Annotated in this window: 25 protein-coding genes; 10 read left to right on the top strand and 15 right to left on the bottom strand. The window is 74.5% G+C overall.

Features of this window, described 5'->3' with window-relative positions:
• The first annotated feature begins 92 nt into the window (after window positions 1-92).
• The 3 genes from ACGF7U_RS19450 (at window position 93) to ACGF7U_RS19460 (ending at window position 2,166) form a co-directional block, all read left to right on the top strand.
• A complete protein-coding gene (locus tag ACGF7U_RS19450) occupies window positions 93-716 on the top strand; it encodes an NTP transferase domain-containing protein (RefSeq protein WP_393108650.1) in 624 nt (207 codons plus the stop codon).
• Window positions 713-979 carry a DUF6457 domain-containing protein gene (locus tag ACGF7U_RS19455; protein WP_393108421.1) on the top strand — a complete coding sequence of 89 codons (267 nt, stop codon included), beginning with the start codon at window positions 713-715 and terminating at the stop codon, window positions 977-979. Before ACGF7U_RS19450 ends, ACGF7U_RS19455 begins: the two co-directional genes overlap by 4 nt.
• Window positions 980-1,059: 80 nt before the next feature.
• Entirely contained in the window at window positions 1,060-2,166 is a 1,107-nt protein-coding gene (locus ACGF7U_RS19460; protein ID WP_393108423.1) for a hypothetical protein, read from the top strand.
• Between the two features lie 79 nt (window positions 2,167-2,245).
• Here the strand turns inward: ACGF7U_RS19460 and ACGF7U_RS19465 are convergent, their stop codons facing one another.
• Together ACGF7U_RS19465 and ACGF7U_RS19470 are read right to left on the bottom strand one after the other, a co-directional pair.
• Window positions 2,246-4,117, bottom strand: coding sequence for a beta-propeller domain-containing protein (locus ACGF7U_RS19465; protein WP_393108425.1), 1,872 nt, complete (start codon window positions 4,115-4,117; stop codon window positions 2,246-2,248).
• Window positions 4,118-4,237: 120 nt separating this feature from the next.
• On the bottom strand, window positions 4,238-4,696 hold the full coding sequence (locus ACGF7U_RS19470; RefSeq protein ID WP_393108427.1) for an Lrp/AsnC family transcriptional regulator: 459 nt from the start codon (window positions 4,694-4,696) through the stop codon (window positions 4,238-4,240).
• A gap of 59 nt (window positions 4,697-4,755) precedes the next feature.
• Between ACGF7U_RS19470 and ddaH the strand changes: the two genes are divergently transcribed.
• Window positions 4,756-5,589: a dimethylargininase gene (gene ddaH, locus ACGF7U_RS19475; RefSeq protein WP_393108429.1), complete on the top strand. Its 834-nt coding sequence runs from the start codon at window positions 4,756-4,758 to the stop codon at window positions 5,587-5,589.
• 113 nt (window positions 5,590-5,702) lie between these two features.
• On the opposite strand, the gene ACGF7U_RS19480 is transcribed toward ddaH, so the two are convergent.
• On the bottom strand, window positions 5,703-6,899 hold the full coding sequence (locus tag ACGF7U_RS19480) for an ABC transporter substrate-binding protein (RefSeq protein ID WP_393108431.1): 1,197 nt from the start codon (window positions 6,897-6,899) through the stop codon (window positions 5,703-5,705).
• 79 nt (window positions 6,900-6,978) lie between these two features.
• Window positions 6,979-7,773 carry an alpha/beta hydrolase family protein gene (locus ACGF7U_RS19485; protein WP_393108433.1) on the bottom strand — a complete coding sequence of 265 codons (795 nt, stop codon included), beginning with the start codon at window positions 7,771-7,773 and terminating at the stop codon, window positions 6,979-6,981.
• Between the two features lie 82 nt (window positions 7,774-7,855).
• Here ACGF7U_RS19485 and ACGF7U_RS19490 point away from each other — a divergent pair, with 82 nt between their 5' ends.
• A complete protein-coding gene (locus ACGF7U_RS19490; RefSeq protein WP_393108435.1) occupies window positions 7,856-8,458 on the top strand; it encodes a bacterial proteasome activator family protein in 603 nt (200 codons plus the stop codon).
• A gap of 31 nt (window positions 8,459-8,489) precedes the next feature.
• Here ACGF7U_RS19490 and ACGF7U_RS19495 read toward each other — a convergent pair whose 3' ends face one another.
• Together ACGF7U_RS19495 and ACGF7U_RS19500 are read right to left on the bottom strand one after the other, a co-directional pair.
• Window positions 8,490-9,302, bottom strand: coding sequence for an HAD family hydrolase (locus tag ACGF7U_RS19495; protein ID WP_393108437.1), 813 nt, complete (start codon window positions 9,300-9,302; stop codon window positions 8,490-8,492).
• Window positions 9,302-10,123 (bottom strand): HAD family hydrolase, encoded by an 822-nt coding sequence (locus ACGF7U_RS19500; RefSeq protein WP_393108439.1) that lies wholly within the window; start codon window positions 10,121-10,123, stop codon window positions 9,302-9,304. The genes ACGF7U_RS19495 and ACGF7U_RS19500 overlap by 1 nt, the downstream gene beginning before the upstream one ends.
• A 194-nt stretch (window positions 10,124-10,317) precedes the next feature.
• Here ACGF7U_RS19500 and ACGF7U_RS19505 point away from each other — a divergent pair, with 194 nt between their 5' ends.
• A complete protein-coding gene (locus ACGF7U_RS19505; RefSeq protein ID WP_393108441.1) occupies window positions 10,318-10,839 on the top strand; it encodes a GNAT family N-acetyltransferase in 522 nt (173 codons plus the stop codon).
• A 966-nt stretch (window positions 10,840-11,805) separates the two neighbouring features.
• On the opposite strand, the gene ACGF7U_RS19510 is transcribed toward ACGF7U_RS19505, so the two are convergent.
• Window positions 11,806-12,567, bottom strand: a complete 762-nt coding sequence (locus ACGF7U_RS19510; protein ID WP_393108443.1) for a hypothetical protein — start codon at window positions 12,565-12,567, stop codon at window positions 11,806-11,808.
• A gap of 111 nt (window positions 12,568-12,678) precedes the next feature.
• On the opposite strand from ACGF7U_RS19510, the gene ACGF7U_RS19515 reads away from it, so the two are divergent.
• The 3 genes from ACGF7U_RS19515 (at window position 12,679) to ACGF7U_RS19525 (ending at window position 14,426) form a co-directional block, all read left to right on the top strand.
• Window positions 12,679-13,110 carry an OsmC family protein gene (locus tag ACGF7U_RS19515; RefSeq protein ID WP_393108445.1) on the top strand — a complete coding sequence of 144 codons (432 nt, stop codon included), beginning with the start codon at window positions 12,679-12,681 and terminating at the stop codon, window positions 13,108-13,110.
• Window positions 13,111-13,215: 105 nt separating this feature from the next.
• Window positions 13,216-13,560, top strand: coding sequence for a metallopeptidase family protein (locus ACGF7U_RS19520; RefSeq protein ID WP_393108652.1), 345 nt, complete (start codon window positions 13,216-13,218; stop codon window positions 13,558-13,560).
• A 143-nt stretch (window positions 13,561-13,703) separates the two neighbouring features.
• The gene (locus ACGF7U_RS19525; RefSeq protein WP_393108447.1) at window positions 13,704-14,426 is read left to right on the top strand and encodes an AIM24 family protein; all 723 of its coding nucleotides are present in this window, start codon (window positions 13,704-13,706) and stop codon (window positions 14,424-14,426) included.
• Window positions 14,427-14,499: 73 nt separating this feature from the next.
• On the opposite strand, the gene pheA is transcribed toward ACGF7U_RS19525, so the two are convergent.
• From pheA to ACGF7U_RS19550, 5 genes are all read right to left on the bottom strand, one after another.
• Window positions 14,500-15,456: a prephenate dehydratase gene (pheA, locus tag ACGF7U_RS19530; protein ID WP_393108449.1), complete on the bottom strand. Its 957-nt coding sequence runs from the start codon at window positions 15,454-15,456 to the stop codon at window positions 14,500-14,502.
• Window positions 15,457-15,465: 9 nt separating this feature from the next.
• Window positions 15,466-15,966, bottom strand: a complete 501-nt coding sequence (locus ACGF7U_RS19535) for a hypothetical protein (protein ID WP_393108654.1) — start codon at window positions 15,964-15,966, stop codon at window positions 15,466-15,468.
• Window positions 15,967-16,131: 165 nt separating this feature from the next.
• A complete protein-coding gene (locus tag ACGF7U_RS19540) occupies window positions 16,132-16,521 on the bottom strand; it encodes an ACT domain-containing protein (protein WP_393108451.1) in 390 nt (129 codons plus the stop codon).
• 75 nt (window positions 16,522-16,596) lie between these two features.
• Window positions 16,597-17,055 carry a hypothetical protein gene (locus ACGF7U_RS19545; protein ID WP_393108453.1) on the bottom strand — a complete coding sequence of 153 codons (459 nt, stop codon included), beginning with the start codon at window positions 17,053-17,055 and terminating at the stop codon, window positions 16,597-16,599.
• Between the two features lie 177 nt (window positions 17,056-17,232).
• On the bottom strand, window positions 17,233-17,973 hold the full coding sequence (locus ACGF7U_RS19550) for a hypothetical protein (protein WP_393108455.1): 741 nt from the start codon (window positions 17,971-17,973) through the stop codon (window positions 17,233-17,235).
• 160 nt (window positions 17,974-18,133) lie between these two features.
• On the opposite strand from ACGF7U_RS19550, the gene ACGF7U_RS19555 reads away from it, so the two are divergent.
• Complete coding sequence (locus ACGF7U_RS19555) at window positions 18,134-19,366, top strand: arginine deiminase (RefSeq protein ID WP_393108457.1); 1,233 nt, start codon at window positions 18,134-18,136, stop codon at window positions 19,364-19,366.
• Window positions 19,367-19,482: 116 nt separating this feature from the next.
• On the opposite strand, the gene ACGF7U_RS19560 is transcribed toward ACGF7U_RS19555, so the two are convergent.
• From ACGF7U_RS19560 to ACGF7U_RS19570, 3 genes are all read right to left on the bottom strand, one after another.
• Window positions 19,483-20,367 carry a DUF5926 family protein gene (locus ACGF7U_RS19560; RefSeq protein WP_393108459.1) on the bottom strand — a complete coding sequence of 295 codons (885 nt, stop codon included), beginning with the start codon at window positions 20,365-20,367 and terminating at the stop codon, window positions 19,483-19,485.
• A 61-nt stretch (window positions 20,368-20,428) separates the two neighbouring features.
• Window positions 20,429-20,878, bottom strand: a complete 450-nt coding sequence (locus ACGF7U_RS19565; RefSeq protein ID WP_393108461.1) for an ATP-binding protein — start codon at window positions 20,876-20,878, stop codon at window positions 20,429-20,431.
• 34 nt (window positions 20,879-20,912) lie between these two features.
• A complete protein-coding gene (locus tag ACGF7U_RS19570; RefSeq protein WP_393108463.1) occupies window positions 20,913-22,370 on the bottom strand; it encodes an ATP-binding protein in 1,458 nt (485 codons plus the stop codon).
• Window positions 22,371-22,406: the final 36 nt, after the last annotated feature.

Genomic DNA, 22,406 nt, shown 5'->3' on the forward strand with positions numbered 1-22,406 from the left:
TCCTGCACCCCGTGCCCGGGTGGCCGCACGGCTACCGTGGCCGGGTGGACACGTACGCGGCGGTGGTGCTGGCGGGCGGGGCCGCGCGCCGGATGGGGGGCGTCGACAAGCCCGCCCGGACGGTGGGCGGCCGGCCGATGCGGGACCGGGTGCTGGCCGCCGTCGCCGACGCCGCCCCGCGCGTCGTGGTCGGCCCGCCCGGGCCGGTGCCCGCCGGGGTGCGGGTGACCCGGGAGGACCCGCCGGGCGGTGGGCCGGTCGCCGCCGCGGCGGCCGGGCTGGCCCTGCTCGATCCCGGTACGCCCGTCGTCGCCCTGCTCGCCGCCGACCTGCCCCTGCTCACCCGCGCCGCCGTCGGCGCGCTGCTCGACCGGCTCGACGCCGGTCACGACGGGGCCTGCTACGTCGACGACGACGGGCGGCGGCAGACGCTCTGCGGGGTGTGGCGGGTCGCCCCGCTGCGCGCCGCCCTGGACCGCCTCACCGCCGAGCGCGCCGCCACCGCCGAGCCGGCCGCTGTCGAGCCGACCCCGCCCGGCGGGCCGCCGCACACCGCCGGACCCGGCGGCGCCGCGCCGCTGACGGGGGCGCCGATCCGGGCGCTGCTCGTCGGGCTGCGGGTCCGCCAGGTGCCGTGGACCGGTGCCGGCCCGCCGCCCTGGTTCGACTGCGACACTGACGAGGACGTACGCCGGGCGGAGGAGTGGGCGCGATGACGGTGATGGACGACTGGGTGACGGCGGCCTGCGCCGAGTTGGGCCTCGACCCCGCCCGGGTGCCGGTGCCGGCCGTGCTCGACCTGGCGAAGGAGGTGGCGCACCAGGTGCTGCGCCCGGGCGCGCCCGTCACCGCGTACCTGCTCGGGCTGGCGGTCGGGCGGGGCGCGGACCCGGCCGGCGCGGCGGCCCGGCTCAGCGCGCTGGCCGCCACCTGGCCGGTCGAACTCGGCGGCGAACGGCCCGGCGAGGCCCCGGCCTGACCGTCGTTGTCCGATCGGTGTCGGGCTGATTCGTCCCCCCGCGTCCGTGGGTAGGGTGACCTGGACGGACGGAGGCGATCATGACGGCAGACCACCCCTCGGCGCCGAACGGTGACCCGCCCGGCACCCTGCCGGCGCACCACGAGCCGATCCTGCTCGACGAGCCCACCACGGCGGACCTGCGGGCGAAGGTCACCCAGGCGTGGCGGGAGTTCGCGCGGGCGCTGGCCGAACGGTTGGGGGCACTGCCGACGGGCACGCACGTCGAGCTGACCCTCGACCCCACCGCCTCAGGCACCGGCGACGCCGTCTACTCCCTCAGCGTCGACGTCGGCGCGGACGGCAAGCTGGCCGCCCGCGCGGTCGGCAACGCCACCCTCCCGCAGGGCTACCGGCTGGACCGGGCCGCGGTGGCGGACATGATCGCCCTCGGCTGGTCGCCGCCCGGCGTGGTGGAGGGCTCCGGCGAGCACTTCGGGCTGGACGGCAGCACCGCCGAGGCCAGCCAGCTCGCCGCCCTGCTCACCCGGACGCTGCGGGACGTCTACGGCGCCCCACACCCGGCCTTCCTCGTCTACCTGATCCACGACGCCGAGGGTGAGCCGCTGCCGGTGGAGCCGCTGGGCACCGCGCGCAGCGAGTTCGGCCCGGACCGGGACGTCGAGGGCGACCTGGACGAGGCGCTCGCCGCCGCGGCCGCCGCCCAGGCCCCGGAGGGCGACGTGGCCGCGCTCGCCGAGCGGGTGCGTACGGTCGTCTCGACGATGCTCAAGTCGGACTCGGACCGGTTGCAGGTCGACTCCGACGGCGACATCACCATCCGTGCCGGCTCGGCGATGGTCTTCGTCCGGGTCCGCGACAATCCGCCGCTGGTGGACGTCTTCTCCCCGGTGCTCACTGAGGTCGAGCCCACCGAGCGGCTCTACGTGAAGCTGTCGGAGCTGACCAACCGGATGCCGATCGGCCGGCTCTACTGCGCCGACGACACCGTGTGGGCGTCCATCCCCGTCTTCGGCCGCAACTTCCAGGCCACCCACCTGATGCTCGCCGTGCAGGTGATGACGGGACTCGCGGACGAGCTGGACGACCGGCTGCACGGGGAGTTCGGCGGGAAGCGCTTCTTCGGCGAGGGCGACAAGCCGGTCAGGCGTGACCAGGGCGAGCACCGCACCGGCATGTACCTCTGACCGACCCCCTCCCCGACGGTGAGGCGGGTGGAGCCCGGAAACCCCGAGAAACCGGGCCCCACCCGCCGGGGAGGGAGGATCAGGTCACGGGGAGCCAGTCGAGGCTCCGCGCGGTGGTGGGGTCGACGGCCCGCAGACCCGTGTCCGAGACGGTCCAGAGCACGTCCCCGACCAGCAGCGAGCGGGTCACCGCGCCCGGGTCGCCCGGATGGGACACCGTGCCGATCTCGCTGATCTCGGTCCCGGAGACCCGCAGCAGGCGTACGTCGTCGCCGACCGGGAGGGCGACCAGCCCGGTCTCCGGGTGGTGCAGGAAGGCGTGCGAGTCGTACTCCAGTGCGGAGTAGACCCGGGGCACGTGCCACTGGTCGAGTCGGGTGGGCCGGGCCGGGTCGCGGACGTCGAACAGGGAGACCTGGACGCCCTGCGTCCGGCCCCGCTGGTCGGCCTCCTGGCCCACGCCGAGCAGTCGCCCCTCCGGCAGCGGGTGCAGGTACGCCGAGTACCCGGTGATCTTCAGCTCGCCGGTGACCCTGGGCGCGGCCGGGTCGGTCAGGTCGACCGCGTAGAGCGGGTCGGTCCGCCGGAACGTGACCACGTACGCGGACCCGCCGAGGAAGCGCACCGACCAGATCCGCTCGCCCGGTCCGAGGCCGGTGACCGAGCCCGTCCGGGCCAGGGTGTCGCCGTCGCGGCGCAGCACGTGCACGCCGGACTCGGAGGTCGGGCGGGCGGCCCAGGGATCGCCGGTGGTGGTGGCGACCCGCAGGTGCCCCTGCCACTCCGAGAGGGCGTACTGGTTGACGAGCGTGCCCGGCACGGTGCCGGCGGCGACGTAGCGCGGACGCCCCGGCGCGCCGGTGTCGAACTGGTAGATCTCGGTGACCTGCGCGCGGGCGCGCCGGTCCCAGCGCGGCGAGCCGGGCCGGCCGGTGGCGGGTCGCTCGCCCGCGAGGTAGAGGTTCGGGCCGGTGCCGTAGACGGTGGTGGCGTCGGCGGCGACGCTGACCGGGTCGCCGTCGCCGAGCCGGTCGGTGGCCAGGTCGAAGCTCAGCACGGTCAGCATCGAGGTGCCGGACCACGCGGGCGGGCGGCTCAGCCGGTCGCAGCCGACCCGGCCGGTGTGCCGCTGGGTGCCGGCCGTCCACTCGTACGCCGGCAGCCACGCCTCCACCCCGGCCCGGTCGATCACCGCGTGGTTGGCCGCCATCCGCGTCGCGTCGGTGCCGCGCTCGGCGTACGGGAACTCCAGCCGGGGCCGGGTGCGGACCACGACCCGCGCGGTGGACCCGGTCTGCCGGGCGTCGACCAGGCTCCCCTCCATGCGGTAGGTGCCGAGGACGCGTGGCGCGCCCGCCAGGTCGACCAGGATCAGCCGGGACGCGGCGAGGCCGCCCGGCATCCGCGTCCCCGGCATCACCGGCTCCCGGACCGCGCCCGACCGGGTCAGCACCAGCGCCCGGTCGCCGTGCAGCAGCAGGGTCTGCTCCCCCCACCCCTGATCCGGCAGCGCCCGGGTGAGGTCGACGCGCCCGGTCTCCCGCCGGGCGGCCGGGTCCACCACCCGCAGCAGGCCCCGGCTGACCGTGACGATCCGCCGGCCGTCGGTCTTGACCAGGTCGGGCTCGTCCGCGCCGGCCTCGTGGTTGTTGGTGCTGGAGTGCTCCGGGGCGGACGCGGCGGACGCCCGCACGCCGGACTCGGCCTTGGGCAGACCGCCGAACGCGGTACGCCAGCCGTCGGCGAAGCCCCACGGGCCGACGGACGCGCGGGCGGCGGCCCGCAGCCCGGACAGCGCCTCGGCGCAGGAGTCGAAGGAGACCAGCCGCGGCGCGAACGGCCGGTGGCTCGGCGGCGGATCGCCGGGCAGCGGCGGCGGGACGGCGCTCCCGCCGAGCAGGGTGAGCGCGGCCAGCGTGCCGGCCGCGAGGACGTGCGCTCCCCGTGTCATGGCCGGTTCGACGCGCCCGCCCGGCGCGTGGTTCCGACCCGGCCGGGCTTTCCGCGCTGTTCCCCGGCGGCGCCCCTCGGCGGTACCGCGCCACCCCTTGCCGGGTGCGGGGCCGGTGGGTCAGCCGGCGGAGGGCCCGACGCCGGGGGACTCGACCAGGCGGGAGAGCACGATGGTGCTGCGGGTGGAGGTCACGAAGGGCTCGGCCCGCAGCCGCTCCAGCGCGGCCTCCAGGTGCGCGATGTCGGCGGCCCGCAGGTGTACGAGGGCGTCGGCCTCGCCCGAGACGGTGTACGCGCCGACCACCTCCGGGTGCCGGCGGGTGGCCACCCCGATCTGGGCCGGGGTGGTCCGGCCGGCGCAGAACAGCTCGACGAACGCCTCGGTGGTCCAGCCGACGGCGGCCGGGTCGACGACCGCCGTGAAGCCCCGGATCACCCCGGCGGAGCGCAGCCGGTCCACCCGCCTCTTGACCGCCGGGGCGGAGAGTGAGACCCGTTGTCCGATGTCCGCGTACGAGGCGCGGGCATCCGCGACGAGCAACGCAATGATCCGCTGGTCTACGGCATCTATCTGCAACGTTCCGCCTCTGGGAAGCAACGGTTGTGGCTGTTACCAAAGTTCCACGGTACCTACCCTTGGTCACCGTGAACCAGCAGCGAGTCCCGCGAAAGCGGACATATCTCATGTGCTCGCCCGAGCACTTCGCGGTCGAGTACGCGATCAACCCGTGGATGGACGTGACCACCCCCGTCGACCCGGAGCTGGCGGTCAAGCAGTGGGACCGACTGCGGGAGACCCTCGTCGGTCTCGGCCACGAGGTGCACCTGCTCACGCCCGAGCCGGGCCTGCCCGACATGGTCTTCGCGGCCAACGGCGCGTTCGTGGTCGACGGCACCGTCTACGGCGCGCGGTTCAAGCACGAGCAGCGGACCGCCGAGGCCGCCGCGCACCGGGCGTTCTACGAGTCGCAGGGCTGGCGGTTCATCGCGCCGAGCGAGACCAACGAGGGCGAGGGCGACTTCGCGTACCTGCCGGAGGCGCACGGCGGGCTGGTCCTCGCCGGGCACGGCTTCCGCACCGAGCTGCCGGCGCACGCCGAGGCGCAGGAGGCGATCGGCCGTCCGGTGGTGTCGCTGCGCCTGGTCGACCCGCGCTTCTACCACCTGGACGTCGCGCTCGCCTCGATCGACGACGAGAACGTCGTCTACTACCCGGGCGCCTTCTCGGCGGCCAGCCAGAAGGTGCTCGCCCACCTCTTCCCCGACGCGGTGGTCGCGGATGACGAGGACGCGCTGGCCTTCGGCCTGAACCTGGTCAGCGACGGGCTCAACGTGGTGCTCAACAGCGAGGCGACCCGGTTGGCCGGGAAGCTCAAGGCGGCCGGCTACCACCCGGTCCCGGTCGAGCTGGCCGAGCTGAAGAAGGGCGGCGGCAGCGTGAAGTGCTGCATTGCCGAGCTGCGCCACTGAGCCGGGCCGCGCCACCGGGCCGCTGAGCCGGACCGCTGAGCCGGGCCGGGTACGACGAAAGGGTCGGCCTTCCGGGAGGGAGGCCGGCCCTTCCGCTCGTCGTGTCGGTGCGCTCAGCCGAGCGTGGCCAGCTCGGTGACCAGCACGTTCGACAGCACCTGGCCGTCGAGCTGGACCTCGCGCAGGTACCACTTCTGCTGCGGCGTGCGCGGCTGGTTGAACTGCCACACCCCGCGCGGGCTGTCGATCTGGCCGATCTTGCCGAGTGCCAGGTTGACCTGCTGCGGGTTTGGCGTGTCCCCGGCGACCCGGATGGCCTGGTCGAGCACCTGCGCGGCGTCGTAGGAGGCCATCGCGTAGGTGGTGGGCGAGGCGCCGTGCTTCTTGCGGTACGCGGAGGCGAACCGCCGGTTGGCCGTGTTGTTCAGGTCGGCCGAGTAGTTGAGGGCGGTCTGGATGCCCATCGCCTCCTCGGCCTTGACGCTCTCCAGGACGGTGCCCTCGGTGAGGAAGCCCGGCGCGTAGACCTTGCCCTTGAACCCCTCCATGCGCAGCTGCTTGATGAACTCGACGGCCGCCGGCCCGGCGTAGTAGCAGAACACGGCGTCGGGGTTCCGGTTCAGCGCGGTGCGGATGTCGGCCCGGTACGCCGACTTGGACGGGTTGGTGAAGACGCCCGTCCAGGTGACCGGGTCCTTGATGCGCTGGTCGGTCTCGCCGAACTCCTGCTTGAAGCCCCGCACCACGTCCTGGCTGCCGACGTTCTCCGGTGCGATGATCGCCAGTCGCTCCGACGCGCCGAGCTGCTCCCGCAGGTAGCGGCCCAGCGCCCGGCCCGCCTCGTCCAGCACGTACGACGTCCGCCAGATGTAGACGACGCTCTGCAGGCTGGTCGGCGAGGCGTTGGAGCCGATCAGCGGCACCCGGGCCTTCTCGACGGTGTCGCGGATGCCGAACATGATGTTCGAGTCGACCACGCCGGTGAGGGCGAGCACGCCCTGCTTCAGCAGCCCCTCGACGGCGGCCTTGCCGGTCTTCACGCTCTCGCCCTCGTCGGCGGTGAGCAGGGTGACCGGGTGCCCGCCCAGGCTGTTCTCGTTGAGGTCGAGGAAGAGCTGGAAGCCGTTGGTGATCTCGTCGCCGATCGCCTTGAGGCCGCCGCTGGTGGGCGCGATGAGGCCGATCTTGATCGGGCTCCGCCGGCCCGCCGGTTCCCCCTCGGCGGCGTCGGTGCCGCAGCCGGCGGCGAACCCTGCCGTCCCGAGCGCGGCCAGCAGTTGGAGTGCCCGCCTGCGGTTCATCTGCGACACGGAGTTCCTTCCGGGGAGCGTTGCAGGGCGGATCACGCCCCCTCGGCGTTCTACCCGGTCAGCGACGCTGCGTCAATGCTTAGCGATCTTCGAGCAGAGATCGAAAAGCAGCCGTGACCTCGGGCCAGGCCGCCGACTCCGGATCGATGAGCCCGAAATGCTCGCATTCCGGCAGCTCAACGAGGCGGATCTCGCCTCCGGCCGCCCGATCGGCCGCGACGAACTCCCGGCTCATCGCCACCGGCACCTGCTCGTCCAACGCGCCATGAACGACTACTGTCCGTGTCGGAATGGGTACCATCGGCCGCGGATCGGCGGCGGCGTACCGGTCGGGGAAGTCCGCCGGGCCGCCGCCGAGCAGCGCGGCCACCGCGCCGGAGTCCAGATCCAGCCGGTACGCCTCGGCGAGGTCCGACACCGGGGCCAGGGCCAGCACGCCCCCGACGGTCGCCGGCGCGGTCGCCGCCGCGTACAACGCCAGGTGTCCGCCGGCCGAGTGGCCCACCAGGACCGGGGGCCCCGCGGCGACGCGCCCGGGCAGCGCCTCGGCCGCCAGCCGGGGCAACTCGTGCACGCCGGTCAGCACGTCGGTCAGGGTTCTGGGCCAGCCGCCACCCGGCTGCCCCGTCCTGCGGTACTCCACCTGGGCCACCGGGTGGCCGAGCGCGGCCAGCGCGGCGGCCAGCGGGCCGGTGTGCCGCCGGTCGTACTCGGCCCGCCAGAAGCCGCCGTGCACCACCACGACCAGCGGTCGGGCCGGGCCCGACCCGGCGGGCCGGCGGAGATCGGCGATCTGGTCCGGGTGGTCGCCGTAGGAGACGGTGACGTCCGGGGCCGGAGCGGGGCGGCTGAGCACGGCGCGCGGGTCGGGCATGGCGCGACCGTAGCGCGGATCACCCGTCGATCCGGCGTCGGGATCGGTCCCGGGGCGCATGGCCACCGGCGGCTGGGTAAAGATGGATCCCATGACCGAAGCGCACTCCGCTGGACAGAACGACGAGCCGGGCCAGGACGGCACCGGTCGCTCCGGAACGGTGGTGGTGGTCGGCCCGGACGGCCGGCCGGTCGGCACCGTGCAGACCGACGAGGCCGCTGGCGAGGACCCCACCCGACTGGTCGAGCAGCCGGCCAAGGTGATGCGGATCGGCAGCATGATCAAGCAGCTCCTGGAGGAGGTCAAGGCCGCCCCGCTCGACGATGCCAGCCGGCACCGGATGCGCGAGATCCACGAGCGGTCGATCGTCGAGCTCAAGGAGGGGCTCGCCCCCGAGCTGCGGGAGGAACTGGAGCGGATCTCGCTGCCCTTCACCGAGGAGAAGGCGCCCAGCGAGGGCGAGCTGCGCATCGCGCACGCCCAGCTCGTGGGCTGGCTGGAGGGCCTCTTCCACGGCATCCAGGCGGCCCTCGTCGCCCAGCAGATGGCCGCCCGGGTCCAGCTGGAGCAGATGCGCTCCGGCCGGCCGGCGCTGCCCAGCGGCCCCGGCGGCGTGATGCCGGGCATGCCGGGCATGGGCCAGCCGCAGGGCGGCGAGGGGCACAGCACCGGCCAGTACCTCTGACCGTGTCGGCCGGCCGGGCCCCGGCCGGCCGTCACCCCGCCCCGAAGACCTTCTCCAGGTACGTCGCCACGCCGTCCGTCGAGTTCGCCGAGGTCACCTCGTCGGCGATCTCCAGGACGGCGGGGTGCGCGTTCGCGACCGCCACCCCCCGCCCGGCCCAGGTCAGCATCGGCACGTCGTTGGGCATGTCGCCGAACGCCAGCACGTCCCGTGCCTCGATCCCGAGCCGGGCGCAGTACCAGGCCAGCCCGGCCGCCTTGGTCACGCCCGCGGCGGAGATCTCCACCAGCCCCGAGTACGACGAGTGGGTGGCCTCAGCCAGCCCGCCCAACGCCCCGGCGACCAGGGCGACGAACGCGTCCGGGTCCTGGTCGGCGGCCCGGACCAGCAGCTTCACCGCCGGCGCCGCCAGCAGTTCCTCGGGCGTCTCGACCGCCCGGATCGCCCCGTGGTCGGCGTCCCAGCGCAGCGGGTAGTGCGCCTCGTGCCGCATCTGCCGGCTGTCGACGATCTCCACCGCGAAGCTGACGTCGGGCACCTCGGCGCGCAGCCGCCGGGCCACCTCCGCCAGCAGTTCCGGGGCGAGCGGGTCGGCCCGCAGCACCTCGTCGGCAACCGGGTCGTAGACCACCGCCCCGTTGGCGCAGATCGCCGGCAGGGGCTCGGCGAGCTGGTCGTACACGAGTTTCAACCAGCGGATCGGACGGCCGGTGACCAGCACGACCGGCGTACCCCGCGCGGAGATCCGCGCCAGCACGTCGGCGGTGTGCGGGCTGAGCGAGCGGTCGTCCCGTAGCAGGGTGCCGTCGATGTCGGTGGCGATCAGCCGAGGTGCCTCTCCCATCAGCGGGACAGTAGCCGATCGAGGTACACCGCCACTCCGTCGTCGTCGTTCCGCAGCGTCACCTCGTCCGCGGCGGCGCGGACCGTCGGGTGGGCGTTGGAGACGGCGACCCGCGCCCAGCCGGCCCAGGCGAACATCGGCAGGTCGTTGGGCATGTCGCCGAAGACCAGCACCTCGGCCGGGTCGACGCCGAGCCGCTGCGCCACGACGGTCAGCCCGGTGGACTTGTCGACCCCCGGCGGGCAGATCTCGACGAAGCCCAGCCCGGCCTGGGTGAGCGTGGCGACCTCCGGCGGGACGACCTGCCGGGCGACGGCGAGCAGTTCGTCGACGTGGTGGTCGGCGGTCCGGACGAATGCCTTGATCACGTCGCAGGAGAGGCACTCGGCGCGGCTGCGCGCCTCGAACGCGTCCTGGTAGGGCCAGCTCGGGTGGTAGTCGCCCCAGAGCGGCGCGCCGTGCTCGTCCGACGCCTCGACCATCACCGTCAGCGGCCCGACCGCCACCTCCAGGTCGGCCAGCAGCGTGGCCAGCACCTCGGCGGGGAGGCGCTCGTCGCGCAGCACCACCGGCCCGGCCGGGTCGCTCTGGTCGACCACTCGGCCGCCGCCGGCCATCACCAGGAAATCGGCGGCGCGGATGTCGTTGCGGGTCAGCTCGGCCAGCCGGGGTCCGCGGCCGGTCGCGCCGACCACCGGGATCCCGGCGGCCCGCACCCGGTCGAGCACCTCGTGGGTGTACGCGGAGACGGTCTCGTCGCTGCGGACGAGCGTCCCGTCCAGATCGGTGGCGATCAGCTTGGGCAGGCCCGGGCGGGTCATCGTTCCTCCTTCGCCCGCCGCCGCCGCAACCAGCCGTTTCGGTCGTCGGTGCCTCGACCCTGAGTGACGGCGGGCAGCAACCGTACCTCGCGCGGCACGTCGCAACCATGGCGTTTCGGCGAATGCGGTGCCAACGGACGACGGCCCGACGGTGTCCCCGTCCGAGGCTCTCCGGCGGGCCGTACGGTGGGCGGATGGAAAAGCGGGACTGGCCGGTGGCGGAGGTCATCGGGACCGAGCGGCTGGTGCTCGAACCCCTCCGGGTCGACCACGCCGAGGAACTCGCCCCCCTCCTGGACGACGAGGCCCTGCACGAGTACATCGGCGGCAGCCCGGCGACCCCCAACGAGCTGCGGGAGCGCTACCGCCGGCAGACGGCCGGGCGGTCCCCGGACGGCCGGGAGGGCTGGCTCAACTGGGTCGTCCGGCACCGGGACACCGGCGACGCGATCGGCACCGTGCAGGCCACCGTGCGGTTCGACGGCGACCGGCCGGTCGCCGAGCTGGCCTGGGTCGTCGTGGCGCCGCACCAGGGCCGGGGCTACGCCGGCGAGGCCGCCGCCGGCATGGTCGGCTGGCTGGCGGAGCAGGGCATCGGAGCGCTGGTCGCGCACGTGCACCCCGACCATCGGGCCTCCGCCCGGGTGGCCGAGCGGCTCGGTCTGCGGGCCACCGACGACATGGTGGACGGCGAGGTCCGCTGGGCGGCCCCCTGAAGAGTGCGGAACGACCGGCCCGTGCCCGAGCGGGCCACCGGCCCGTGCCCGGCGGTTGGCTACCCGTGCCGAGCGGGTGGCTACCCGTGCCGAGCGGTTGGCCAACCCGTGCCGAGCGGGCGATCGGCCGGTGCCGAGGGGGACCGGCGTCACCGTCACCGGCGTTCCGGATCTGTGGGCAGAGTCTCTAGACCTCAGCAGGGATGCCTGTCACGACGCTGTCGAGCTGAATCGTTTACGACATCATCGGCGACCCACCTTGGAGGCAAGGCGGTCCGGGTGACGCACGCGGTGTGGACAGCGGTGACGCCCGCGGTGCGATAGCGCCGACAACGAGCACAACGCGGGCGACGCGAACAGCAACGGACCGCGCCGACCGTGCGGTTGGTGCGGTGGCGGTTGGTCGGGGGCGCCGACTGTGCGGGTGGTGCGGGGCGGTGCGGCGGCGGTAGCGCGATGGGCGACGGGCGGTTGGTCGGGGGCGCCGGCTGTGTGGGTGGTGCGGGGCGGTGCGGTGGCGGTTGTGCGATGGGCGTCGGGCGGTGGGTCGGGGGCGCCGGCTGTGTGGGTGGTGCGGGGTGGTGCGGTGGCGGTTGTGCGATGGGCGTCGGGCGGTTGGTCGGGGGCGCCGGCTGTGTGGGTGGTGCGGGGCGGTGCGGCGGCGGTAGCAGGACGGGCATCGGCGGCGGGTTGGTGGATGAATCGTTTACGACATCAGCTCGACAGCCGTCTTCACACTGATTGGCGCCCGCAGGCGACGCGTCGCGTCCGTCGGCGGAACGCGTGGACCGGTGTGCCACGTCCGTCGGGAAAACGCGTGGACCGGTGTGCCGCCCATCCGCGCGCCCCGTTCCCGGCAGCCCAGCGCACGGCGGGTCCATCCGGCTGGTGGGGACGTGCCTGGCTCCGCGAAACGCGGCTTGCGGCCGCCGGTGCGGGCCGGCGGCCACCGTCGCGCGGGGCCGGTCAGTCCCGGGGCTCGGGGCGGGCGAAGGGGATGGCCGGCCCGACGGTGAGGTCCGCCGGCGCGGGCGGACGGTCGTCCTCCAGTTCCCAGCCCCTGCGGCTGCGGCGGCGCAGGCCGACCGGCTCCGCCTCGTCCCCGTCGTCCGTCGCCTCGTCCGCCGCCTCGTCTGCCGCCTCTTCGGACGGCGGGACCGGGCCGGCCGGGGCCAGCTTCAGCGCCACCGCGAAGAGCGCGCAGGCGACGAAGGCCGCCACCAACCCCCGGCCGTGCTCGACCCGGAACCCGTCGTCGGTGGAGTAGAAGAAGACGCGCTGACCCGCCTCGTCGAGCGAGGCGGCGGTCGCGGTCAACAGCGCCAGTAGCGCCCCGGCCAGGGTCAGGCCGGCGATCCGGACGTTGCGCCGCACGGTCGCGGTGCCGCGCAGCGCGAGCGCCACCGCGCAGGCCAACGCCAACAGCCCGACCAGGTAGCCGACCCCGAAGCCGCCGATGTCGGAGACGCCGCCGGGCACCCGTACCGGGGTGTTCCCCTGCGGGCCGGCGTTGGGAATGGTCATCACCTGCCACTCGCCGAGCATCGAGGCGATGGCGGCCACCGCGCCCAACGCCGCGAGCACCGACGGCAGCCGGCGGTCCCGGCCCAGGCCGGAGAGCGTACGCCCGAACCGGCCCGGAGGGGCCGACTCCGCCCCGCCCCACTCCACGACGGCGGTGCCGTCGGACCGGTGGTCCTGGCGGGGAATCGGGAGATCCTGGGACATCGGCCACCCTTCCGCGTTCGCGGGCCTGAGCGAAATCATGACACAGCACGCACCCGAGGACGCGGAGCGTGAACGGTCGCCGGTCGGTGCCCTTTCGGATAGCGTCGTGGCATGCCTATCCGTACCGCTTCCGCACGTTGGCAGGGCAATCTCACCGAGGGGTCCGGCACGGTCCGCACCGGCAAGGGCGGGCTGGCGGGGAACTACTCCTTCAAGTCGCGCTTCGAGGAGGGCGAGGGCACCAACCCGGAGGAGCTGATCGGTGCCGCGCACGCCGGCTGCTTCTCCATGGCGTTCTCCAAGGCACTCGCCGAGGCCGGCTCGCCGCCCGCGTCGGTGGAGACCACCGCCAAGGTCCACCTGGACAAGACCGACGCCGGAATGACCGTCACCCGGATCGAGCTCGACACGGTCGGCGACGTTCCGGGCATCGACGAGGCGCAGTTCACCAAGCTCGCCGAGACCGCCAAGGAGAACTGCCCGATCTCGCGGCTGCTCTCTCCGGGCGCGCAGATCACCCTGACCGCCCGCCTCGCCTCCTGACCCACCCGCGTCCGCCTCCACCGGGAGCCACGCTCCCGGTGGAGGCGCGCCGATCTTGACCGGGCCGCACCGGCCGCGTCGTCGGGGCAGAATGGGCGGGTGCCGGTGGAGATGAGCCGCGAGCGCTTCGAGGAGCTGGTCGGCGAAGCGCTCGACGAGGTGCCCGAGGAACTGCTCGCCCTGATGAGCAACGTGGTGATCCTGGTCGAGGACGACCCGCCCCCCGGCGAGGACCTGCTCGGCCTCTACGAGGGGCACGCCCTGACCGACCGGGGCTGGGACTACTCCGGCGTGCTGCCGGACCGCATCCTCATCTACCGCAACCCGATCCTGCGCCTCTGTGACGACGACGAGGACGTGGTGGACGAGGTCGCGGTGACGGTGGTACACGAGATCGCCCACCACTTCGGCATCGACGACGAGCGGCTGCACGAGTTGGGCTGGGGCTGACGGGACGCCAGAGCCGACGTCGGGCCGGCGGGAGGCCCGGGGCGCGACGACCGGCGTCCGGGCCGGGCCGGTCGGCTGGTGGTCGGCGGTTGCGACGGTCGCCTACGGTCGGTCCAGGCATCGCGATTTCAGGAGGCACTTCCATGCGCAGCGAGCTCTTCTCCGCCGAAAACCTGGAGAAGGAGTCCGCGCAGCCCGGCATGCGGCTGCAGAACTCCAAGATGTTGAAGATCGAACTCAACGGCGAGGCGATGGCCCGCGTCGGGTCGATGGTTGCCTACCAGGGGCAGGTGCAGTTCCAGGCGCTCGGTTCCGGCGGGCTCGGCAAGTTCCTCAAGCAGAAGCTGACCGGCGAGGGCGTGCCGCTGATGAAGGTCACCGGCCGGGGTGACGTCTTCCTCGCCGACTTCGCCAAGGACGTGCACGTCATCGACCTGGAGCCCGGCGACGCGCTCTCCATCAACGGCTCCAGCGTGCTGGCCTTCGACTCCACCCTCCAGTACGACATCCGGATGGTCGGCGGCGCGGGCATGGCATCCTCGTCGGGCCTGTTCAACTGCGTCTTCACCGGTCACGGCCGGATCGCAATCACCACCAAGGGCACGCCCGTGGTGCTCAACGTCGACGCTCCCACCTACGTCGACCCGCAGGCGGCCGTCTGCTGGTCGGCCAACCTCCAGACCGGCTACCACCGGGCGGAGCAGCTCGGCCTCGGCACGCTGCTCGGCCGGCGCACCGGCGAGGCGTTCACGATGAGCTTCGCCGGTCAGGGCTTCGTCGTCGTCCAGCCCTCCGAGGAGCCGCCGATCATGGGCAGCGGCACCCAGGAGCAGCAGGGCGGCCTCCTCGGCGGCCTGCTCAGCTGACCCGCGTCACGCGCGCACACCGCCCCCGCCCGCGCCGACCCGGCCCAGCCGGCTCCGCGCGGGGGCGGTGTCGTCAGCTGAGGTCGCCGGCCCGGAGGCGGGCCAGCCAGGCGGCGGCGTCGGCGTAGTCGGCATCCGAGAGGCCGGGCGGGGCGGGGACCGGTCGGTCGCCCGCCGCCGGGGTCCAGCGGTGCCGGGGGTACGAGCCCAGGAAGCGCACGTCGGCGCAGACCCGGCGCAGCCCCTGCAACGCCTCCCCGAGCCGTACGTCCGCCACGTGCCCTGTGCAGTCGAGGAAGAAGACGTACCGGCCGAGCGCCTCCCCGGTGGGCCGGGACTCGATCCGGCTCATGTTGACCCCCCGGACGGCCAGCTCCATCAGCACCGCCAGCAGCGCGCCCACCCGGTCGTGAGCGATGTAGACCGCCAGCGACGTCACGTCGTCGCCGGTGGGCGGCGGGGGCGGGCCGGGGCGGGACACCAGCGCGAAGCGGGTCACCGCGTCCGGGTGATCGGCGATCTTGTCCGCGAGCACGTCGAGCCGGTGCCGGTCCGCCCCGATCGGGGCGCAGATCGCCGCGTCGTACTCGCCGGTGGCGGCTCCCGCCGCTGCCGCGCCGTTGGAGAGCACGTCGACCACGACCGCGTCCGGCAGGTGGGCGCGCAGCCAGCCCCGGCACTGGGTGGACGCCTGGGGGTGGGCGGCGACGCTGCGGACGCCCGCGAGCGTCGTGCCCGGCCGGGCGGCGAGCACGAACTCGACCGGCAGGATCACCTCGCGGGTGATGACCAGGGGCTCCCCCTCGGCCAGCTCGTCGAGGGTCACCCCGACCGCGCCGCCGATGGAGTTCTCCAGCGGCACCAGTGCGGCGTCCGCCTCCCCGGCCCGTACGCCGTCCAGCGCCTCCGGCACGCTGCGGGCCGGCGTGCGGCTGCCCCGCTCGGCGGCGGGGATGGTGTTCAGCGCCTGCTCGGCGAAGGTGCCCTCGGGCCCGAGGTAGACGAAACGCGTCGGTGGTGTTCCCGGCATGGCGACAGCCTACGCACCCGGTACGCCGACCGACCCGCCGTCGCAGACGAGGGTCCGGATGCCGGGCGGCCCGGCGGCGCGGACCTCGGCTGTGCAGACGTCGGTGCCGGCGGTGACCAGTCGTGGCGCGCCCGGCCGGCCCTCGGTGACCACCTGGAGTGCCTCGTGGCCGGTCACGTCGAGCATCGTGTAGTGCCATCCGCCGGCGCAGAGCGGGCCGGTCCGCACCCGGACCCGGGCGCCGTCGGGGAGCACCCCGCCCCGGCCGCGCACGAGGTCGATCACCCGCTTCCCGGACGGGCCGCCGGGGCAGGGCACCGCGACCAGGCCGGGGTCGGCCGTCGGGGTGCCCGCCCCGGTCGGGCCGGTGGCCGGCGGCAGGGTGGGTGCGGGGGAGGGCGTGCCGACCGGGGGCGGGACGGCGGCGCGGGTCGGGGCGACCGTCGGGGCGGCCTGCCGCAGCTCGGGCGGGGTGCCGCAGCCGGTCACCGGCAACGTCGCCAGCAGCACGGCGGCCGCGAGCCGACCGCGCCGGGCGGGGATGCCGGACGGGCGGTCGGGGGCGGCGTGGCGCGAGGGGGTGGGCGGCACGGGCCGATCCTCGGGACATCGGGGAGCGTCACTGCGGCCGGGAGGCCGAGCCCATCCTAGGAGGAACCGGCGGCCGGGTGAAGGTCAGGCGAGGACCCGGTGGCCGGCCCGCTCCAGCGCGGTGGTCGCCTCGCCGAGGCGTACCGCGGGGACCAGCAGATAGTCGGTGTCGTAGGTCGAGAAGGCCACCACGCTGACCCGGGCCGCGGCGAGCGGGTCCACCAGCGCGGCGAGGGTGCCGCTCACCGCCGTGTCGAGTGGCCCGGCGACCCGCAGGCAGCGCCAGGCCGTCTCGACGGCGGCCTGCTCGGGCACCCGGTCGGCGGGGCAGATCACGGAGATCCCGTCGGCGGTCCAGCTCACCGTGACGACGTCGCCGTCGCTCAGCCCGCCCGGCAGCGTGGGCGGCAGGGCGGAGCCGGCGGCCATCCGGCACACGGCGTACTCCCCCGGCAGCAGAGCGATATCGAGCATGAGGGCACCTTACGGCCTCGGCGAGGGCCCGCCCCAGATTCGCCGCGTGCGGCGAACACCACATCCCGCCGCAGGTCAGACCTCGGAGAAGAACGTGAGGGAACCGGCTACCGACCCGTCGGTGAGCACCGGGGTGGAGATGGCGTCCACGGTCGCGTCCGGCGCGTCGGCCGACGCGCCCTGGACCCGGAGCAGCCCTCGGGCCAGGCGCTCGGAGGAGAGGGCGAGCAGCGGCGGGATCTTGTCGCGCTCCTGCTCGGTCAGCTCGCGTGGGTTGGCGGTGAAGTCGAGCAGCCGGAGCCCGCCACCGAGCAGCGGCAGGCCGATCACGTCCTCGGGCGTGCCGAGGCAGAGCAGTTCGCAACCGGAGGCGGAGACGGCGACCACCCTCGTCTCGGCGTCGATCAGCAGGCAGGGCTCATCGGCGTGGGAGACGGTCGACGACCACCGCTCGAAGTTGTCGGACCCCTGCTCTGTTGATGTCCCCGTCGTCGGCACGAACACTTCAGAGAGCGAGAGTTCGACGTGGGCCACCGCGCCTCCTATGTACACCGACGGTCTGTCCACGCTAGCCGGTCGTCGCGGAAGTCGCCGACCGCGCTGCGGTCACCGGGCCGCCGGTGGTGGTGGGGTGCCCTGGCCGGGCGGCCGGCGACGGCGCGACCGACGGGTGCCGACCGGCGCCCGGGCCGCGTGGCGTCGCCGGTGACGTTACCGCCGGCCGGCCGGCTTGTCAGCGGCCGTTCGGCCGTCCTCGTACCACCGGTAGTCGGCGGCCGGCCGGTAGGTGCCGTTCATCCAGGTGCCCGGGTGCTGTGCGACCCGGGACAGCTTCTCGGCCGTGGCCGGGCTGATCCGGCTGCCCCCGGCGACGAGCAGACGGTCCAGCTCGCGGTGGGTGGCCATGAGGCAGTCCTTCGGCAGGCCGTAGACGCTGATGACGCCGGAACCGACGAACGTCAGCACCGGCGTCACCGGGATCGGCAGCCCCACCGCGTCGGAGAGCGCCTTGCTGGCGCGCTTGGCGTCGCGGCGGGCCTCCGCCACGTAGGGCGGCCGCTTGCCGTTGATCTGGACCACGTCGCCGGCCACCAGCACCCGGGCCCGGCCGTGGTCGGCGATGGTGACCGCGAAGAGCCCGCTCGGCCCGATGGCGAGGAAGCCGGCGCGTTCGTCGCGCTCGTGCTCGAGCAGCAGGTCGGAGGCGTCCGTGCGGGGCCACTCGATGACGTGCCAGGCGGGCCCGAGGTGGTCGAGCTGGCCGAGGGCCCGCGCGCCGGCCGCCTCCAACCGTCGGGCGCCCCGCTCCGCCCGCCGGCGGCGGGCCCACTCCAACGGGGACGGACGGACGGGCGTGAGCACCCCCGGCGACTCCACCCGGGGGTGTGGCACCGCCGCGGGCGGCAGTGCCCGGGCGGACGGTACGGCTCGACGAGCGGGAAAGACAGTCATCGCGACCTCCGGCAAAAGGTCCCTCGAAGTTATGTCCTCACTACCCTACGTTGCCAGTCCCCCGTGTCGGCAAGTTGGAACGCCGGAGTGAGTGCGGATGAATGCCATATTCATCCACCCCTGTTTTATCGGATGCCGCCAAACCCTGCCCTACGCTGCGATGGTGACCCACTACGTGGACAGCGAGGTCGGTCGACTCGGGACGGTGCTGCTGCACCGGCCGGGCCCGGAACTCGCCCGGCTCACCCCGCGCAACAACGACTCGCTGCTCTTCGACGCCATCCCCTGGGTCGGGCGCGCACAGGAGGAGCACGACGCCTTCGCCGCCGCCCTGCGCGAGCGCGGGGTCGAGGTGCTCTACCTCGCCACCATGCTGGCCGAGACGCTCGCCGTGGCAGACGCGCGGGCAGAGCTGACCGAGGAGGTGCTGCGCTCCCCCCGGCTCGGCGACTCGCTGCGCGCCCGGGTCGCCGACCACCTCGCGTACCTCGACCCGGTGGCGCTCGCCGACGTGCTGATCGCAGGGCTGGCCCACGAGGAGCTGCGGGTGAGCCGGGAACGGCCGGGCGGCCTGGTCTACACGCTGATGGACCGGCACGACTTCGTCATCGACCCGCTGCCGAACCTGCTCTTCACCCGCGACTCCTCGGTGTGGATCGGCGACCGGGTCGGGGTGACCAGCCTGGCGATGCCGGCCCGGCGACGGGAGACCACGCTGACCGACGCGATCTACCGGCACCACCCGCGCTTCGCCGGCACCGAGTTCGTCTACCACCCGGCGCTGGAGCACCTGGAGGGCGGCGACGTGCTGCTGCTCGCGCCGGGGGTGCTGGCCGTCGGGGTGGGCGAGCGGACCACCCCGGCCGGTGCGGAACGCCTCGCCCGCCAGGTCTTCGCCGTTGGGCTGGCGCACACCATCCTCGTCGTGCCGATCGCCCAGGAGCGGGCGACCATGCACCTGGACACCGTCTGCACGATGGTGGACGTCGACGCCGTGCTGATGTATCCGAACATCGCCCACACCCTGTCGGCGTACACGGTCATCGCCGGGGCGGACGGCGAGGACCCGCGGGTCGACGGCCCGGCGCCGTTCCTGCGGGCCGCCGCCGACGCGATGGACCTGGACCAGCTCCGGGTGATCGACACCGGCCTGGACCCGGTCACCGCCGAACGCGAGCAGTGGGACGACGGCAACAACACCCTCGCCCTCGCGCCCCGGCTCTGCGTGGGCTACGAGCGCAACACGGAGACGAACGCGCAGCTGGAGCGGGCCGGCATCGAGGTCATCCCGATCGCCGGCTCCGAGCTGGGCTCCGGCCGGGGCGGACCGCGCTGCATGTCCTGCCCCCTGGTCCGCGAACCGCTCGGCGGGGAGGTAAGGGCGCCTGCCTGACGCCTCGGGGCCGCCGGGGAACCGGCGTCAGCCGGTCCGCCGGGGTTGGGCGAGCCGCCTTCCGGCCGCCGCGCGCCCCGCGCCCCCGCCGACGGCGGGCGGGGGCGCGGGGCGGATCAGCGCAGGGTGAGCTGGCGGCCGAGCAGGCCGTGGCGGGCGCGCCGGCCGGCGCCGTCCAGCGGGGCGGGGTCGGCGAGCGCCTCGGCGTACCGCTTCGCGAACTCCGCGACCGGCTGCTCCCAGTCGGCGGCCGGGACGTCCTCCGGCAGGTCCCAGACCGGCACCAGCCGGCCGTGTGCCCGGAACATGCCGGCGAACCGGGTGTTCTCGCCGAGGGTCAGCGTGCCGGCCACGCTCAGCCGGGCCAGCGCGTCCAGCGCGGCGTCCTCGTCGTCGGGCAGCACCCAGCGCACGTGCGCCTTCTCCGGCACCTGGCACCAGTACGCGGCCGGGGCGGCGGCGAGCCGGACGGTCGGGTAGATCGCGGCGTTCGCCCGCTCCAGGGACGCCTGCACGTTCGGGTCGTCGCCGGCACCCGGGTCGAGCCAGAACTCGAACCCGTCGTGCATCGTGACCTCCAGCGGGCCGTCGACCAGGACGTCCTGCAGGCGGGGGCCCGGCCCGGGCAGCGGCGGCACGGACACCGGGCCGCCCGGCTCGGCCCGCAGCGCGCAGAGCAGCGCCTCGGCCAGGTCCCGGGAGACGTCGCCGGACTGCTGGTGACGCTGGAGCCCGATCAGGACCCGCCCGTCCGGCTTCGTCATCGCCGGTGCCGCCATCGGCAGCACGGTGGCCAGGACTACCTCGCGGTCGCCGAACTCCTCGACCAGGGCGGGGGCGAGCCGCAGCGGCGCGGAGGCGGCCGGCACCAGCTCGCGCAGGGCGATCCACTCCGGCTCGTCGGTCAGCCCCTCGAACGGTCGGGGCACGAAGATGTCGCGCACCTTCTCCCGCTTGGGGGTGGCTTCGGCGGCCCGCTGGCTCTTTCGACGCTTGCTCACGGCGACACAGCCTAGAGGCCCGGGCCGCCCGGCGGGGGCGGGACCCGCCTGTCCCGGCCGGTCACCCGGCCACGGCCAGGTCCGACCGGGTGACGCCGGCCGGGTCGAACTCGGCCCACACGCTCTGGCCCAGGCCGTCGCGCTCGACACCCCAACGGTCGGCCAGCCCCGAGACGATGTGCAGGCCGCGGCCGTCGACGGCGTCCGTGCCGGCCGTCCGCATCCGCGGCCCCGCGGCGGCGCCGCCGTCGGTCACCCGGAGCTGCACCCGCTGGCCCTCGGCCGAGGTGCGCAGCCGCCAGGCCACCCGGACCACCCCGCCGGGCAGCGGGTCGGCGTGCCGGACCGCGTTGCCGACCAGCTCCGCCAGGACCGCGACCAGGTCGGCCAACAGCGGCGCGGGTACGACGCCGGTCAGCTCGTCGGCGAGTCGGTGCCGCGCCAGCCGCGCCCCCGTGGCGTGGTGGGGGACCACCACGCACCATGCCCGTTCGGCAGCTCCCGTCGACACCTTCGCCCCTTCACGCCCCGCTACCCGTCGCCGGTCACCCGCGGGGCAGCCGCACCTCTGCGACCGTACCGCCGCCGGCCCTCGGTCGGAGGAATACCCAGCCATTCTGCTGTTCAACGATCCGGCGGACGAGATAGAGGCCGAGACCGGCTCCGGGGTAGCGACGGCGGTCGCCCGACTCCCCCTGCCAGAACCGGTCGAACGCCCGCTCCACGTGCTCGGGCCGGATGCCGATGCCCCGGTCGCTGACCCGGAAGGCGACGGTCGCCCCGTCGGCCTCGGCGCTGATCTCGACGGGGGAGTCGGGCGCGGAGTACTTGCCGGCGTTCGTGCACAGCTCCGTCAGCACGGTGGCCAGGCTGGGCCGGTGGCCGAGCGCCCGGGGCAGGTTGGCCGGGACGTCGAGGACGAGCCGGTGCCGCAGCTCCGCCGGCAGGTCGGTCACCGTCGCGCGCAGCGCGTCGCCGAGGTCGTACGGGGCGGGTGGCTCGTCGCCCGGCCCCGCCTCGGCGGCCGAGGAGAGCAGCCGGTCGACGAGCCGGGCCAGCTCGTTCGCGCGCTGTCCGATCACCCGCGCGGCCTGCCGCCGGTCGGTGTCGGTCAGCGACTCCCAGTGGTCGGTGAGCGTGTCGGCGTAACCCTTGATCACGGTCACCGGCGTACGCAGCTCGTGGCTGGTCACCGCGACGAAGAGGTCCCGGTCGTGGTCGCGCCGCTGCTGGTCGGTGATGTCCCGGAAGGTCACCACGTGCTGGGTGCCGGGACCGGGCAGCTCCCCGGAGGTGATCTTGAGCCAGCGGCCGTCCGGCAGCCGGTGGTCGAGCACCTGCCCGGAGGGCGGCAGCGGGAAGGGCAGCGGCCGGTTGAGCGCCTGGGCGGCGGAACGGCCGGTGACCTGGGCGGCGGCGGGGTTCCAGAGCCGCACGTTGCCGTCCCGGTCGACCACCGCCAGCCCGTCCGACAGGGCGGCCACCACCGGGCCGTCGCCGTGCACGGGCAACCCGCTCTGGTCGCCGTACATGTGCGCGATGCAGGAGGCGGTGTAGCTCATCACGTCGTGCGGCGCGGTGTCCGGCGGATCCTCCCCGCCCGGATGGAAGGCGTGCAGGCTGCCGACGGTCAGCCCGCCGATCTCCGCACGGGAGACCACCATCCGGAGCAGGCCGCGCCCGGCCAGCTCACCGGCGAGCTTGCCGGTGAGGTGGTCCGTCCGGGCCTGGCGTACCCGCGGGCCGGAGAGCAGGCAGGCGATCGTCGGGTCGTCGGGCGGAACGGGGCGGCCGATGGCCCACTCGGCGGCGCCGGTGGCGGCGATCACCCGGCCGCCGGTCGGCGCGAACTCGACGAATGCCATGCCCGCCGCGCCGAGCGCCGACTGGACCACCAGGAGCAGTCGGGTGAGGACGGGGACGCCGGCGTCGCCGGAGTTGATGGACTCGATCACCGCGGTGTGGCCGGCGATGAGAGCGGAGAGGTCGGTGCGCTCCGGCATGCCCCGAGTGTGCCCCGGCGGTCGGCTTCCGGACAC

Source organism: Micromonospora sp. NPDC047670, from assembly GCF_043204915.1.
GTDB lineage: Bacteria > Actinomycetota > Actinomycetes > Mycobacteriales > Micromonosporaceae > Micromonospora.

Excerpts from the sequence above, each read along its gene's own strand:
- ACGF7U_RS19450 (WP_393108650.1), top strand. The coding sequence starts at position 93 with ATGGGGGGCGTCGACAAGCCCGCCCGGACGGTGGGCGGCCGGCCGATG.
- ACGF7U_RS19465 (WP_393108425.1), bottom strand. The coding sequence starts at position 4,117 with ATGACACGGGGAGCGCACGTCCTCGCGGCCGGCACGCTGGCCGCGCTC.
- ACGF7U_RS19510 (WP_393108443.1), bottom strand. The coding sequence starts at position 12,567 with ATGTCCCAGGATCTCCCGATTCCCCGCCAGGACCACCGGTCCGACGGC.
- ACGF7U_RS19455 (WP_393108421.1), top strand. The coding sequence starts at position 713 with ATGACGGTGATGGACGACTGGGTGACGGCGGCCTGCGCCGAGTTGGGC.
- ACGF7U_RS19485 (WP_393108433.1), bottom strand. The coding sequence starts at position 7,773 with ATGCCCGACCCGCGCGCCGTGCTCAGCCGCCCCGCTCCGGCCCCGGAC.
- ACGF7U_RS19550 (WP_393108455.1), bottom strand. The coding sequence starts at position 17,973 with ATGACTGTCTTTCCCGCTCGTCGAGCCGTACCGTCCGCCCGGGCACTG.
- ACGF7U_RS19500 (WP_393108439.1), bottom strand. The coding sequence starts at position 10,123 with ATGACCCGCCCGGGCCTGCCCAAGCTGATCGCCACCGATCTGGACGGG.
- ACGF7U_RS19460 (WP_393108423.1), top strand. The coding sequence starts at position 1,060 with ATGACGGCAGACCACCCCTCGGCGCCGAACGGTGACCCGCCCGGCACC.
- ACGF7U_RS19490 (WP_393108435.1), top strand. The coding sequence starts at position 7,856 with ATGGATCCCATGACCGAAGCGCACTCCGCTGGACAGAACGACGAGCCG.
- ACGF7U_RS19540 (WP_393108451.1), bottom strand. The coding sequence starts at position 16,521 with ATGCTCGATATCGCTCTGCTGCCGGGGGAGTACGCCGTGTGCCGGATG.
- ACGF7U_RS19495 (WP_393108437.1), bottom strand. The coding sequence starts at position 9,302 with ATGGGAGAGGCACCTCGGCTGATCGCCACCGACATCGACGGCACCCTG.
- ACGF7U_RS19515 (WP_393108445.1), top strand. The coding sequence starts at position 12,679 with ATGCCTATCCGTACCGCTTCCGCACGTTGGCAGGGCAATCTCACCGAG.
- ACGF7U_RS19555 (WP_393108457.1), top strand. The coding sequence starts at position 18,134 with ATGGTGACCCACTACGTGGACAGCGAGGTCGGTCGACTCGGGACGGTG.
- ACGF7U_RS19505 (WP_393108441.1), top strand. The coding sequence starts at position 10,318 with ATGGAAAAGCGGGACTGGCCGGTGGCGGAGGTCATCGGGACCGAGCGG.
- pheA (WP_393108449.1), bottom strand. The coding sequence starts at position 15,456 with ATGCCGGGAACACCACCGACGCGTTTCGTCTACCTCGGGCCCGAGGGC.
- ACGF7U_RS19525 (WP_393108447.1), top strand. The coding sequence starts at position 13,704 with ATGCGCAGCGAGCTCTTCTCCGCCGAAAACCTGGAGAAGGAGTCCGCG.
- ACGF7U_RS19570 (WP_393108463.1), bottom strand. The coding sequence starts at position 22,370 with ATGCCGGAGCGCACCGACCTCTCCGCTCTCATCGCCGGCCACACCGCG.